Consider the following 12,759-nt stretch of genomic DNA (forward strand, 5'->3'; position numbering starts at 1 on the left):
GTCTAGCCGCGCCCCTCAGAAGGCGGCCACGGCCTGGTAGGTCTCGGCCTGCGCGCGGTCGTACCAGCGCGCCCCCAGGCGCACGCCCAGCCACAGCGCGACGACGCCCCATGCGAGCCCGAGCGCCACCGTCACCCACCCCCACACGGCGGCCCCGGTGACGAGCCGGACCACGAAGGGCACCAGGAACGGCACCGCGAGCGCCAGGCTGACCAGCATCGCGGCGCCCTGGACGAGCATCGTGCGCATGGCCGCGCCCTGCGGCGTCGCGAACGGGCTGTCCCCCGGCTTCGGAACCGGGTAGACGAAGCGGGCGGAGACGAACGCGGACAGCCCGGCGGTTGTCCCGAACAGGCCGAGGGCCAGGCCCAGCATCGGCGCCAGCAGGGACCAGTCCCCCGCCGCCGCCACCGTCGCCGTCGTCACGAGCAGGATCATCGGCACCCCCCAGCCCGCCAGGCCCAGGACCCGGCCCCAGCGGTTGTCCACGCCCCGCACGCCCGAGACGACGTGCAGGTGGAACGCCGTGTGGTCGTAGGCGATGTCCGCGGAGATCGAGTAGGCCAGGGACCAGGCGGTGATCGGCCCGAGGACCAGCAGCAGGCCCAGTCCGGGACCCCCCTCCCCGGCCATGCCCCCGGTGAACCACAGCAGGACGGCCATGAGCGGGATGATGACGAGCCCGGCCGCGTACCGCGGATCGGCCAGCCAGTAGCGCTGGGCGCGGGCCGCGATCGCGGTGCGCGGGCCCGTGGCCCGTCGGCCCAGCCAGCGCAGCGGCATCGGGTCCGCTCCCGCGGCGACGCGGCGGGACCGACCGCCGCCCACGGCCACCGGCTCCACGGTGCGGCGCACGGCCAGGTGCCACAGGGCCAGGGCGGCCAGGCACCAGGCCGCCGCCACCGCGAGGTGGAGCGCGACGGCGGCGCCGCGGCCCTCGGCGGCCGCCCACGCCGCGGCGGGGCCCGCCCCGAACGGGGTCCACGCCGCGCCGCGGGCGACCTGGGGCGCGATCGCCAGGAAGTCCTCGAACGATGCGATGGCCTGCGAGAGGGCGACGCCGCCGAGCATGAGCGGGATGAACAGCAGGACGGAGACGACGTCCCGCACCCGACGCCGGCTCGCGTAGGCGGCCAGGAGGCCGGCGAGGCCGGAGCCGATCGCCACGGCGGTCACCGCGGTCAGCGCGCCCCCGGCCAGGCCCGCCGCCAGCGCGGCCGGCCGGTTCCACCAGCTGGCCCCCAGGCCCACCAGCACGGCCAGCGTGGCGAGCCCGACCGGCGTCGTGAAGGCGCTCAGGACCAGCCCGGCGATGAGGGTGCGGGCCGGGACGGGGAAGAGCACGAAGCTGTGCGGGTCGAGGGTGGCGTCCACGCCCGTGACGAACGGCGGGATGACGAGCCAGGCGAGCACCACGACGGCGGCGGCCAGCACGGTCGTGGCGCCGCGGGCCTCGTCCGGCAGGGCGGGCAGGCCCGTGACGAGCAGCGTCACCGCCACGGCGGCCATGCCGAGCACGTACAGCGCGCCGAGCACGCTCATCACCAGGGTGAACGGGGACCGGCGCCACTGGTTCAGGGTCAGCGTCCAGCGCAGTCGGACGAGCGTCAGAGCCATGCCAGCCCCTCCGAGCCGTGGCGGCCGCCGACGAGGTCCACGAAGCGGTCCTCGAGGTCGCGCCCGTCCCGGACCTCCTCGAGCGTGCCGGCGGCCCGCAGGGTCCCGGCCGCGATCACGGCGACGTGGGTGCACATGCGCTGGACGAGGTCCATCACGTGGCTCGAGACGATCACGGTGCCGCCCCGCTCCACGTACGAGTGCAGGATGTCCCGGATGTTCGCGGCGGAGACCGGGTCCACGGCCTCGAACGGCTCGTCCAGGACAAGCAGGTCCGGGGCGTGGACCATGGCGGCCGCCAGGGACACCTTCTTGGTCATGCCGGCGGAGTAGTCGGCGACGAGCTTGCGGCCGGCGTCCGCCAGGTCCATCACCCGCAGCAGGTCCGCGGTCCGCTCGGCCACGGTGTCCGCGTCGAGGCCATGCAGCAGCCCGGCGTAGGTCACGAGCTGCGCGCCCGTGAGGCGGTCGAAGGTCCGCACGCCGTCGGCGAGCACGCCGACCCGTCGCTTGGCCTCGAGGGGCTGCTCCCACATGTCGACACCGTGGATCCAGGCGCGGCCGTGGTCCGGGCGCAGCAGACCGGTGGCCATCGACAGGGCGGTGGTCTTGCCCGCCCCGTTGGGCCCGACCACCCCGAAGAACGACCCGGCCGGGACGTCCAGGTCCAGCGCGTCCAGCGCCAGCTTGTCCCCGAACCGCTGGGTCAGCCCGCGTGTGACGAGGGCGAGGTCCGGATCGGGGGCGTCCGCCGCGCGCCGACGGGCGGCGGCCGCGAGGTGGGCGGGGGCAGGCTCAGGCTCGTGCGGAGTCATGCCTGGGACGTTACCCACCGTCAGGCGGCCACGGCGACCCCCTCAAGGATGAACCGTGGGCCCCTCAGAACAGCGCTGCGGCCAGCCGGCGCCGCGAGGCCTGCACACGGGGGTCGTCCGTGCCCACCACGGTGTAGAGGTCCACGAGGTGGGCGCGCGCCGTCTCCCGGTCGTCGCCGGGGTGGAGGGCGATGAACCGCACGAGCCGGGCGAAGGCGTCCTCCACGTGGCCGCCGAGCACGTCCAGGTCCGCGACGGCGAGCTGGGCGGCGACGTCGTCCGGGCCGTCCGCGGCGGCCGCGCGCACCGCCGCGGCGTCGGCGTCACGGGTGCGCAGCATGAGGCGGGCCGCCGACAGGCCCTGCTGGGCCACGGCATCCGCGGGGCTGTCGGCCAGCGCCGCCTCCCACGCCGAGACGGCCCCGGGCAGGTCATCGGCGGCGAGGGCCTCATGGGCGGCCCGGTGCAGCGGCGGCACGGGCGGAGCCTCCGCAGCCGCGGCGTCGGCGTCCTGGCGCGCCGGGGCGACGGGGGGCACGGTGCCGGCGACGCCGTTCTGACGGGCCACCTCGAGGATCTCCCCCATGAGCTGGCGCAGCGTCTCCTCCGGCACCTCCTGATTGACCAGCGGCACCGGCTGCCCCGCCACCACGGCCATGACCGCGGGGCCGGCCCCCAGGCCGAGCGCCTGCAGCACGGCGGGCTCCTTCGCCACGTCCAGACGCGCGAGCACGAGCCGTCCCGCCTGGGCGTCGGCCGCGTCCGCGAACTGGCGGTAGAGCGCCTCGCTCGCCGCATCCCCGGGCACGTGCAGGTGCAGCAGCACCGGCACCTGGGCGGAGAGCTGGACCAGCTGCTGCAGCAGACCCTGGTCGGCGTCCGCGATCACCCACGAGCCGCCGCCGGCGCCGGCGTCGGCCCCCGGCGCGGTGCGCCCGGCCGGGGCCGGGGTGCCGAGCGAGGACAGGTCGACGGCGCCGCGCAGGTGGGACGGGGCGTCGGAGGGGGGCTGGGCGGTCACGTCGGTCACGATCCTTCCGGTCCGGGGCCGCCCCGTCGCCGGGGCGAGGGGCGTTGTCACTGGGCCCCACGGTAGCCTCCCGGGCGCGGCGCGGTCAGGCCGGGGCCCTGACGTACGCTGAGCGCGTGGAGGAGAAGGAGACCGCATCCGGCCCGGATGCCACCGGCGTCGCCGACGTCCGCGCCCCGGCCGAGCCCGAGGGCGCCGAGCAGCCGCCCGTGGCCGGCGTCCCCGTGGAGCCGGTCGGGGTGGCCGCCGCGCCGCGGTCGCACGGGCCGGCGCCCGCCGGGCGTCGTCGACTGCCCCGCCTGGGCTCGGTCCTGCGGCGGCGCCGTCCCTTTCTCGAGGAGGACCGGGTGGACCCCGAGTCGGTCCCCGTCGACGGCGCCGAGGATCCGGCGGTCGCGGCCGTGGTCGTCGAGTCCCCCGTGCTGACCGGCTTCCTGCTCGCGGTCGGCGTGGCCCTGGCCATCGGCGTCGTCTCGGTGCTGCGCACGAACGGGCAGCTGATCGTGTGGATCGCCGCCGCCCTGTTCATCGCCCTGGGCCTGGACCCGCTGGTGCGCCGGGTCGAGGCCTGGGGCGCGCCCCGCTGGGTCGGCGTGCTCACGGCCGCGCTCGGCCTGGCCGCCGTGGCCGGGGCGTTCGTCGCCCTCCTGGTCCCCACGGTGATCGAGCAGTCCACGCAGCTGGTCCAGGACCTGCCGGCCATCATCGACGGGGTGATGACCGCCGAGTGGTTCGTGCAGCTCGACGAGGAGTTCCACCTCGAGGAGGCCGTCCGCGCCCAGACCGAGCGCCTCGCCGCCGACGGCGTCGCCGTCACCGACCTGTTCGGCGGGCTCCTCGGCTTCGGCCAGACCGTGCTGAACGCCGTCTTCTCGGTGCTCGTGGTGGTCGTGCTGACGCTGTACTTCCTCTCCTCCCTGCCGCACATGAAGTACTGGGCCTACCGGCTCGCACCGCGTTCGCGCCGGCCCCGGATCGAGGCGCTGTCCGAGCAGATCACCTCCTCGGTCGGCCACTACGTGATGGGCCAGTCCTTCGTGGCCGCCCTCAACGGCGCGGTGGCGTTCACGGCGCTGGCCATCGCCGGCGCCCCCTTCGCCGTCCTGCTCGCCGCGATCGCCGCCTTCATGGCGTTCATCCCGCTGGTGGGCGCCGCGATCGGCGGCACGCTGCTGACCCTCGTGAGCCTGCTGACCTCGTGGCAGACCGCCGCCGTGTTCGCGGCCATCTACTTCGTCTACCTGCAGATCGAGGCCTACGTCATCTCGCCGCGTGTCATGGCGCGCGCGGTGTCCGTGCCGGCGGCCGTGGCCGTGATCGCGGTGATCGCCGGTGGCGCGCTGCTGGGCGTCCTCGGCGCCCTCATGGCGATCCCGCTCGCCGCCGCGCTGCTGCTGCTGGTCCGCGAGGTCTTCATCCCCCGCCAGGACGCCCGGTAGGCCCACGACGGCGGCGCGGCCCGGACCGTCGCGGTCAGCGGCTCGGGCGGGTGCGCCAGCACACCGGGTGCCAGTGCCGCCGGTCCGCTCCCGCGTCCTCGTCCCCCATGATCCAGTCGGCGCGCCAGGCCACGAGGTGCGCCTGGCCCTGCCGGATCACCCGGCCGCAGCCGGGGCACGTGTAGTCCTTCACCGCGCGCCACGCGGGGATCTGCCGGACGTGCCAGCCGCCGTCGGACCCGGACTGGCGCGAGTAGCCCGCGTCCAGGCCGAGGAGCTCCTCGAGCGGGTCGGCGCGCCCCGGCGACGGCCGGGACCGCCGGGAGGCGCCGGAGGCCCCGCGCTCGCTCCGCCGAGGCGCGGACGAGCGGCGGGGGCGGTTCGAACGGGGCATGCCTCCATGCTGGCACACGAGCCGGTGGGCGCGGTCCGCCTAGGATGGACCGGTGCGACTCGTCATTGCCCGCTGCTCCGTGACCTATGAGGGCCGCCTGAACGCCCACCTGCCCACCGCCACCCGCCTGCTCATGGTGAAGGCGGACGGCTCGGTGCTGGTGCACTCCGACGGCGGCTCCTACAAGCCCCTCAACTGGATGTCGCCGCCCGCGACCCTGCACGTGGAGGAGCCCTCCCCCGACCAGGCCGACCAGGGAGTGACGCAGGTCTGGCGCGTGCAGGCCAAGAAGTCCGACGACCGGCTCATCGTGCTCATCGAGGAGGTCCTGGCGGACGACTCCCACGAGCTCGGCGTGGACCCCGGCCTCGTCAAGGACGGCGTGGAGGCGGATCTGCAGCGTCTGCTGGCCGAGCAGATCAGCCTGCTCGGCGACGGCCACACCCTCGTGCGCCGCGAGTACATGACGGCGATCGGCCCCGTCGACATCCTGGCCCGCGACGCCGACGGCGGCACCGTGGCGGTCGAGCTCAAGCGCCGCGGGGACATCGACGGGGTCGAGCAGCTCACCCGCTACCTCGAGCTGATGAACCGGGACCCGCTCCTGGCGCCCGTGCGCGGCGTGTTCGCGGCCCAGCAGATCAAGCCCCAGGCCCGCACCCTCGCCGAGGACCGCGGCATCCGCTGCGTCACCCTCGACTACGACGCCATGCGCGGCGTGGACGACGCCGAGTCCCGCCTGTTCTGAGACGCCGGGCGGGCTCAGCGACGCCAGAAGGACGACGCCGCGGACGGCCCCGCCTCGCTCCAGGCGCGCAGGGCGCCGGCGTCGTCGGGGTCGACGACGACGCGCACCGGACGTGCTCCGGCGCTCAGCTCCAGGACGGTCCGACCGGCCTCGTCCGCCGGGAGGCGGTCGATCTGCAGGCGGCTCCGGTCCGCGCTCCAGCGCTCCCGGGAGAGGCGCCAGCGCCCGGTGAGACGCAGGCGGGACTCGTCGTAGACGCCGATCACGCGCTCACGCCCCGGGCCCTCCCGCTCCAGGACCGCCGGGAAGGCGGCCGTGACACGGGCGAGGGCCCGGCGCCGCCCCACCAGGGCGAGTGCCGACAGCACGATGACTGCCACCACGGTCGCCGAGGCGATGAGCACCGGGCCCTCCACCGTCAGGTCCTGCCGCGCCGCGTCAGGCCGCCGCGGCGTCGCCCAGCCGGGCGGACGTCGCGGCGATCACGACACGGTCGTGGTCCACGGAGAAGAAGCCGCCGCGGGCCTGCGCGGTGACGGTGCCGCCGTCCGTGGTCCGCACCACGACCTCGCCGTCGCCGAGGACGGCGAGCATCGGGGTGTGGCCCGGGAGGATGCCGATCTCACCGTTGACGGTGCGCGCCGACACGGCCGACGCGGCGCCCGACCAGATGGACCGCTCCTCGGAGACGATCTCGACGTTGAGCTCAGCCATGATCGATCAGCCCTCGGCCTGGATCTTGGCCCACTCGCGCTCGACGTCGTCCAGGCCGCCCACGTTGTAGAAGGCCTGCTCCGCGACGTGGTCCAGGTCGCCGTCGGCGATGGCCTTAAAGCCCTCGACGGTGTCCTTGACCGGCACGGTGGAGCCCTCGACGCCGGTGAACTGCTTGGCGGTGTAGGTGTTCTGCGAGAGGAACTGCTCGATCTTGCGGGCGCGGCCCACGGTGATCTTGTCCTCCTCGGAGAGCTCGTCCACACCGAGGATCGCGATGATGTCCTGCAGCTCCTTGTTCTTCTGCAGGATCTGCTTCACGCGGATGGCCACGTCGTAGTGGTCCTGGCCCACGTACTGCGGGTCGAGGATGCGCGAGGTCGAGGCCAGCGGGTCCACGGCCGGGTACAGGCCACGGGACGCGAGGTCACGGGTCAGGTTGGTGGTCGCGTCCAGGTGCGCGAACACGTTGGCCGGGGCCGGGTCGGTGTAGTTGTCCGCGGGGACGTACACGGCCTGCATCGAGGTGATGGAGTGGCCGCGGGTCGAGGTGATGCGCTCCTGGAGCACACCCATCTCGTCCGCCAGGTTCGGCTGGTAGCCCACGGCGGAGGGCATGCGGCCCAGCAGCGTGGAGACCTCGGAACCGGCCTGCGAGAAGCGGAAGATGTTGTCGATGAACAGCAGCACGTCCTGGTTCTGCACATCGCGGAAGTACTCCGCCATGGTCAGCGCGGACAGGGCCACACGCAGACGCGTGCCCGGCGGCTCGTCCATCTGGCCGAACACGAGGGCGGTGTCCTTCAGGACGTCCGCCTCGTCCATCTCGACCCAGAGGTTGTTGCCCTCACGGGTGCGCTCGCCGACGCCGGCGAACACGGAGGTGCCGCCGAAGTTGCGGGCCACACGGGTGATCATCTCCTGGATGAGCACGGTCTTGCCCACGCCGGCGCCGCCGAACAGGCCGATCTTGCCGCCCTTGATGTAGGGGGTCAGCAGGTCGATGACCTTGATGCCGGTCTCCAGCATCTCGGTGGAGCCCTCGAGGGACGCGAAGTTCGGGGCCGGGCGGTGGATCGGCCAGCGGTCCTCGGCCTGCAGCTGCGAGGTCGGCATGTCCAGGGTCTCGCCGAGCACGTTGAAGATGTGGCCCTTCACGGCGTCGCCGACCGGCACCGAGATGGGGGCACCGGTGTCCACGACGTCGGTGCCGCGCACCAGGCCGTCGGTGGACTGCAGGGAGATGGCGCGGACCATGTTGTCGCCGAGGTGCTGGGCGACCTCGAAGGTGACCGTGCGGCGCTGGCCGTTGAAGTCGATCTCGGTGGTCAGCGCGTTGTAGATCTCCGGCATCGCGTTGGCCGGGAACTCGGCGTCGATCACGGGGCCGATGACGCGGGACACGCGTCCGGTGGCACCGCCGGTGGGGGTCCCGGTGCCCTGGTCAGTGATGGTGGCAGTCATCTCTCTCACTTCTATCGTGTGTGGATGGCGAGTCTGGTGAGTCCCGAACGGGCTCAGGAGTTGTTGAGCGCGTCCGCGCCCGCGATGAGCTCGGTGAGCTCCTGGGTGATCTCGGCCTGACGGGCGTTGTTCATCAGGAGGGTGTAGTCCTTGATGAGGCTCGTGGCGTTGTCGCCCGCCGACTTCATGGCGCGCTGACGGTTGGCGAGCTCCGAGGCCGCCGACTGCAGCATCGCGTTGAAGATGCGCGACTCGATGTACTTGGGCAGCAGCGCGTCGAGGACCTCCTCCGCGTCCGGCTCGTACTCGTAGAGAGGCAGCACGTCCTCGGCGGTGGCGGCCTCCTCCTCGACGACCTCGAGGGGCAGCAGGCGCACCACGTGGGGGTTCTGCTTCACGAGCGAGACGAACTCGGTGAACACGACGTGGATCTCGTCCACGCCGCCGTCCGCCGTGTCCGTGAGGAACGCATCCACGAGCACCTCGCCGATCTCGGCGGCGCGCTCGGCGACGGGGGCGTCCGTCTGACCGGTCCACAGCTTCTTGTAGCCGCGGCCGCGGAAGTCGAAGTACGTCTGCGCCTTGCGGCCGACGACGTACACGTCCACGTCCTTGCCCTCCTCGCCGAGGCGGGTGAGGAGCTGCTCGGCCTTGCGCAGCACGTTCGCGGAGTACGCGCCGGCGAGGCCGCGGTCCGAGGACATGATGAGCACGGCCGCCCGGGTCGGGTTCTCGGGCTCCGTGGTGAGGACATGATCGATGTCGTGCTGGCTCGACACGGCCGAGACGGCGCGGGTGATCGCGTTCGCGTAGGGCAGCGACGCGCTGACGCGCTCACGTGCCTTGGTGATGCGAGACGTGGCGATCAGCTCCATCGCCTTGAAGATCTTCTTCATCGACGACGTCGACGCGATCTTCTGACGGTAGACCCGGATCTGGGCTCCCATGGTGGTCCTTTCCCTGGCGGGAGGGCGGCCCGGCGTCGTCCCCGTGGGGTCCGACGCCGGACCGCTCCCTCACCGACCGGCGGTCAGCGCTTCTGCTTGGTGATCTGCTCCTGCGCGACCTGGTCCTGCTCGATCGCGCGGTGCTCCTCGTGGCCGGCCTGCACGCCGCCGTCCTCGGAGGACTGGAAGCCCTTGGAGAACTCGGCGACGGCCGACTCGAGCGCGGACACGGTGCCGTCCTCGAGCTTGCCGGTGGAGGCGATGTCGGTCAGGACGGAGGTGTGGCGACGCAGGTGGTCGATGAACTCGCGCTCGAAGCGCAGCACGTCCTGCACCGGCACCTCGTCGAGGTGGCCCTTGGAGCCGGCCCAGATGGACACGACCTGCTCCTCGACCGGGTAGGGCGAGTACTGCGGCTGCTTGAGCAGCTCCATGAGGCGCTCACCGCGGGCGAGCTGGCGGCGGGTGGCCGGGTCCAGGTCGGAGGCGAACATGGAGAACGCCTGCTGGTCGCGGTACTGCGCCAGGTCCAGCTTCAGCGTGCCGGAGACCTTCTTCATGGCCTTGACCTGGGCGGCGCCGCCCACGCGGGACACCGAGATGCCCACGTCCACGGCGGGACGCTGGTTGGCGTTGAACAGGTCCGACTGCAGGAAGATCTGGCCGTCGGTGATGGAGATGACGTTGGTCGGGATGTAGGCCGACACGTCGTTCGCCTTGGTCTCGATGATCGGCAGGCCGGTCATCGAGCCCGCGCCCATCTCGTCCGAGAGCTTGGCGCAGCGCTCGAGGAGCCGGGAGTGCAGGTAGAAGACGTCACCCGGGTAGGCCTCGCGGCCCGGCGGGCGGCGCAGCAGCAGGGAGACGGCGCGGTAGGCCTCGGCCTGCTTCGACAGGTTGTCGAAGATGATCAGCACGTGCTTGCCGCCGTACATCCAGTGCTGGCCGATGGCCGAGCCGGCGTAGGGGGCGAGGTACTTGAAGCCGGCCGGGTCGGACGCCGGGGAGGCCACGATGGTGGTGTACTCCAGAGCGCCGTGCTCCTCCAGCGTGGCGCGGACGCCGGCGATGGTGGAGGCCTTCTGGCCCACGGCCACGTAGACGCAGCGGACCTGCTTCTCGACGTCGCCCGACTCCCAGTTGGCCTTCTGGTTGAGGATCGTGTCGACGGCGATCGCGGTCTTGCCGGTCTGGCGGTCACCGATGATCAGCTGACGCTGGCCACGGCCGATCGGGATCATGGCGTCGATGGCCTTCATGCCGGTCTGCAGCGGCTCGTGGACCGACTTGCGCTCGGTCACGGTCGGCGCCTGCAGCTCGAGGGCACGGCGGCCCTCGGCCTCGATCGGGCCCAGGTCGTCGATGGGCTGGCCCAGCGGGTCCACCACACGGCCCAGGAAGGCGTCGCCCACCGGGACGGAGAGGATCTCGCCGGTGCGCTGCACCTCCATGCCCTCGCGGATCTCCTGGAACTCGCCGAGGACGACGACACCGATCTCACGGGTGTCGAGGTTCTGGGCCAGGCCCTGGATGCCGTTCTCGAAGCGCAGCAGCTCGTTCGCCATGACGGAGGGCAGACCCTCCACACGAGCGATGCCGTCCGCCGCGGAGATGACACGGCCGACCTCGGTGCGATCGGTGCCCGACGGTTCGTACGATGCCGCGAAATCGTTCAAGGCATTGCGGACATCGTCAGCGTTGATGGTCAATTCGGCCATCTGCAGTCCCTGCTCTCTGTGCTTGGTGATCATCGACGTGACGATGATGCTTACGTTCGTGGGTGTTCCGGATGCGGGCGGAGCCGGCGTCAGCCGGCCATCCGCCGCTGGAGGTCGTGGAGGCGCGCGGCCATGGACCCGTCGACGACGTCGTCGCCGACCTGGACGCGGATGCCGCCCACCACGTGGGGGTCCACCGTCACGTCCATGACGAGATCGCGGCCGAAGGCGCGGCGCAGGCCCAGGGCCAGCCGCTCCTGCTGCTCGGCCTCGAGCGGCCGGGCCACGGTCACCTCGGCGATCCACTGGCGCTGCCGCTCGGCGACGACGTCCGCGGCCTTGCGGACGGCGGCGGACGGCTTCAGGCCGCGCGGGGCCGAGACGGCGCGCTCGACCAGCAGTCGGCCGGCCGGGCTGGCCGACTCGCCCAGGAGGCGACCGGCCAGAGCGGCCCGTGCCTCGAGGGGTGCGTGCTGGTCGGTGAGCGCCCGCTGCACCTCGTGCGAGTCCTCCACCGTGCGGTTGAAGGCCAGCAGCTCGCCCGAGAGGGCGGCCAGGCCCGCGTGTCCGCCGCGTGCGGCCTCAGCGGCGGCCGCGTGCGCGGCCACCGTCTCGAGGGCGTCCCCGAGATCGCGCTCCGCCGACCAGCGGCGGCCGGCCAGGTCCTTGAGGACCTGCAGTGCACCGGGGGTCACCCGGGCGCCGAACAGCGAGTCGACGAGGCCGTGACGGCGCTCGGTGGTCCAGGCGGGGTCGGTCAGGGCGCGGCGCAGGGCGCCGTGCTCGTCCACCACGTCCAGCGCGCCGAACAGCTCGCGTGCCAGGGCCACGCCGCCCTCGTCCAGCACCGGACCGACGGCCTCCAGGGAGGCGGCCAGGGAGTCCCTCGATGCGCCCGTCATCATTCGGCGACACCTGCGCTCTGGTGACGGTCCAGGTCAGCCAGGAAGCGGTCGACCACGCGCTGCGAGCGGGCGTCGTCCTCGAGGGACTCGCCCACGATCTTGCCGGCCAGGGTCGTGGCCAGCGAGCCGACCTCGCCCTTGAGCTGCGCGGCGGCCTGCTGACGCTCGGCGGCGATCTGCGCCTGCGCCTGCTCGGAGATGCGCGTCGCCTCGGCGGTCGCGCGCTCGCGCGCCTCGGCCACGATCTCGGCGGCCTCGGTGCGGGCATCCTCGCGGATGCGGTTCGCCTCGGTGCGGGCGTCCGCCAGCTGCGACTCGTAGTCCGCCATCATCGCGTTCGCCTCGGCCTGGGCCTTCTCAGCCTTGGCCAGACCGCCCTCGATCGCCTCGACACGGTCCTGGTAGGACTTCTCGAGGGTCGGGACGATGAACTTGATGACGATGAACATGAGCAGGGCGAAGCCCACCACGACGACGAGGATCTCCCACGGGTTGGGGATCAGGGGGTTGGCCCCCTCAGCCGCCGCGAGGATCAGTCCGTTGCTGATCATGTTTCAACCATCCTTCGGTCAAGAGTCCTGTGGAGAGGGAGCACCGACGGTCTCACCGTGCGGGCGCTCCGTGGACGCGGCGCGTCAGGCGCCGATGACGAAGGCGAAGACGAGGCCCAGGATGGCGAGGGCCTCGGCGAGCGCGAAGCCCAGGAGGGCGATCGGCTGCAGGATGCGCTGGGCCTCCGGCTGACGGGCGACGCCGTTGATGTAGGCGGCGAAGATCAGGCCCACGCCGATGGCGGAGCCGATGGCGGCGAGGCCGTAGCCGATCATGTTGAGCGAACCGTGCAGTTCCATGGTGTTCCTTTCACGAGGCCGAGGTGTCCGGCCGGGTTGTGGAGGGTCGGCCTCCCGGGTGGTCCTCCTGCGGAGGGCCGGGAAGACTGGTGGCGGGCTCTCCCGCCGTACCGCAGC

General features: G+C 72.7%; 14 protein-coding genes. 2 read left to right on the forward strand and 12 right to left on the reverse strand.

What is annotated here, in order from left to right:
* Window positions 1-15 precede the first annotated feature (15 nt).
* The 3 genes from SOY78_RS08490 to SOY78_RS08500 all read right to left on the reverse strand — a co-directional run bounded on the left by SOY78_RS08490 (window position 16) and on the right by SOY78_RS08500 (window position 3,453).
* Window positions 16-1,617: a Tat (twin-arginine translocation) pathway signal sequence gene (locus tag SOY78_RS08490; protein ID WP_324701434.1), complete on the reverse strand. Its 1,602-nt coding sequence runs from the start codon at window positions 1,615-1,617 to the stop codon at window positions 16-18.
* Window positions 1,608-2,432: an ABC transporter ATP-binding protein gene (locus tag SOY78_RS08495; protein ID WP_144819973.1), complete on the reverse strand. Its 825-nt coding sequence runs from the start codon at window positions 2,430-2,432 to the stop codon at window positions 1,608-1,610. The genes SOY78_RS08490 and SOY78_RS08495 overlap by 10 nt, the downstream gene beginning before the upstream one ends.
* Window positions 2,433-2,496: 64 nt before the next feature.
* Window positions 2,497-3,453, reverse strand: a complete 957-nt coding sequence (locus SOY78_RS08500; protein ID WP_223247526.1) for a co-chaperone YbbN — start codon at window positions 3,451-3,453, stop codon at window positions 2,497-2,499.
* A gap of 125 nt (window positions 3,454-3,578) precedes the next feature.
* Between SOY78_RS08500 and SOY78_RS08505 the strand changes: the two genes are divergently transcribed.
* Window positions 3,579-4,901, forward strand: a complete 1,323-nt coding sequence (locus SOY78_RS08505; protein ID WP_134416593.1) for an AI-2E family transporter — start codon at window positions 3,579-3,581, stop codon at window positions 4,899-4,901.
* Window positions 4,902-4,935: 34 nt separating this feature from the next.
* Here the strand turns inward: SOY78_RS08505 and SOY78_RS08510 are convergent, their stop codons facing one another.
* A complete protein-coding gene (locus SOY78_RS08510; RefSeq protein ID WP_049145255.1) occupies window positions 4,936-5,295 on the reverse strand; it encodes a hypothetical protein in 360 nt (119 codons plus the stop codon).
* Between the two features lie 52 nt (window positions 5,296-5,347).
* Between SOY78_RS08510 and nucS the strand changes: the two genes are divergently transcribed.
* Window positions 5,348-6,043 carry an endonuclease NucS gene (gene nucS, locus SOY78_RS08515; protein ID WP_002857250.1) on the forward strand — a complete coding sequence of 232 codons (696 nt, stop codon included), beginning with the start codon at window positions 5,348-5,350 and terminating at the stop codon, window positions 6,041-6,043.
* Window positions 6,044-6,057: 14 nt separating this feature from the next.
* On the opposite strand, the gene SOY78_RS08520 is transcribed toward nucS, so the two are convergent.
* From SOY78_RS08520 to SOY78_RS08555, 8 genes are all read right to left on the reverse strand, one after another.
* Window positions 6,058-6,459, reverse strand: a complete 402-nt coding sequence (locus SOY78_RS08520) for a DUF2550 domain-containing protein (protein ID WP_324701435.1) — start codon at window positions 6,457-6,459, stop codon at window positions 6,058-6,060.
* A 22-nt stretch (window positions 6,460-6,481) separates the two neighbouring features.
* Window positions 6,482-6,757, reverse strand: a complete 276-nt coding sequence (locus tag SOY78_RS08525) for a F0F1 ATP synthase subunit epsilon (RefSeq protein WP_036313044.1) — start codon at window positions 6,755-6,757, stop codon at window positions 6,482-6,484.
* Between the two features lie 6 nt (window positions 6,758-6,763).
* Complete coding sequence (gene atpD / locus SOY78_RS08530; protein ID WP_324701436.1) at window positions 6,764-8,221, reverse strand: F0F1 ATP synthase subunit beta; 1,458 nt, start codon at window positions 8,219-8,221, stop codon at window positions 6,764-6,766.
* 53 nt (window positions 8,222-8,274) lie between these two features.
* A complete protein-coding gene (locus SOY78_RS08535) occupies window positions 8,275-9,168 on the reverse strand; it encodes a F0F1 ATP synthase subunit gamma (protein WP_041103232.1) in 894 nt (297 codons plus the stop codon).
* 83 nt (window positions 9,169-9,251) lie between these two features.
* Window positions 9,252-10,886: a F0F1 ATP synthase subunit alpha gene (gene atpA / locus SOY78_RS08540; RefSeq protein WP_324701932.1), complete on the reverse strand. Its 1,635-nt coding sequence runs from the start codon at window positions 10,884-10,886 to the stop codon at window positions 9,252-9,254.
* An 89-nt stretch (window positions 10,887-10,975) separates the two neighbouring features.
* Window positions 10,976-11,791 (reverse strand): F0F1 ATP synthase subunit delta, encoded by an 816-nt coding sequence (locus tag SOY78_RS08545; RefSeq protein ID WP_049145267.1) that lies wholly within the window; start codon window positions 11,789-11,791, stop codon window positions 10,976-10,978.
* On the reverse strand, window positions 11,788-12,342 hold the full coding sequence (locus SOY78_RS08550; RefSeq protein WP_002857262.1) for a F0F1 ATP synthase subunit B: 555 nt from the start codon (window positions 12,340-12,342) through the stop codon (window positions 11,788-11,790). Before SOY78_RS08550 ends, SOY78_RS08545 begins: the two co-directional genes overlap by 4 nt.
* A gap of 84 nt (window positions 12,343-12,426) precedes the next feature.
* Complete coding sequence (locus SOY78_RS08555; RefSeq protein WP_002857264.1) at window positions 12,427-12,642, reverse strand: ATP synthase subunit C; 216 nt, start codon at window positions 12,640-12,642, stop codon at window positions 12,427-12,429.
* Between the last annotated feature and the right edge of the window lie 117 nt (window positions 12,643-12,759).

It is taken from the genome of Micrococcus sp. HOU01 (assembly GCF_035609305.1).
In the GTDB taxonomy this organism is placed as follows: Bacteria; Actinomycetota; Actinomycetes; order Actinomycetales; family Micrococcaceae; genus Micrococcus; species Micrococcus luteus.

Excerpts from the sequence above, each read along its gene's own strand:
- SOY78_RS08510 (WP_049145255.1), bottom strand. The coding sequence starts at position 5,295 with ATGCCCCGTTCGAACCGCCCCCGCCGCTCGTCCGCGCCTCGGCGGAGC.
- SOY78_RS08550 (WP_002857262.1), bottom strand. The coding sequence starts at position 12,342 with ATGATCAGCAACGGACTGATCCTCGCGGCGGCTGAGGGGGCCAACCCC.
- SOY78_RS08495 (WP_144819973.1), bottom strand. The coding sequence starts at position 2,432 with ATGACTCCGCACGAGCCTGAGCCTGCCCCCGCCCACCTCGCGGCCGCC.
- atpD (WP_324701436.1), bottom strand. The coding sequence starts at position 8,221 with ATGACTGCCACCATCACTGACCAGGGCACCGGGACCCCCACCGGCGGT.
- SOY78_RS08490 (WP_324701434.1), bottom strand. The coding sequence starts at position 1,617 with ATGGCTCTGACGCTCGTCCGACTGCGCTGGACGCTGACCCTGAACCAG.
- SOY78_RS08555 (WP_002857264.1), bottom strand. The coding sequence starts at position 12,642 with ATGGAACTGCACGGTTCGCTCAACATGATCGGCTACGGCCTCGCCGCC.
- SOY78_RS08535 (WP_041103232.1), bottom strand. The coding sequence starts at position 9,168 with ATGGGAGCCCAGATCCGGGTCTACCGTCAGAAGATCGCGTCGACGTCG.
- atpA (WP_324701932.1), bottom strand. The coding sequence starts at position 10,886 with ATGGCCGAATTGACCATCAACGCTGACGATGTCCGCAATGCCTTGAAC.
- SOY78_RS08525 (WP_036313044.1), bottom strand. The coding sequence starts at position 6,757 with ATGGCTGAGCTCAACGTCGAGATCGTCTCCGAGGAGCGGTCCATCTGG.
- SOY78_RS08545 (WP_049145267.1), bottom strand. The coding sequence starts at position 11,791 with ATGATGACGGGCGCATCGAGGGACTCCCTGGCCGCCTCCCTGGAGGCC.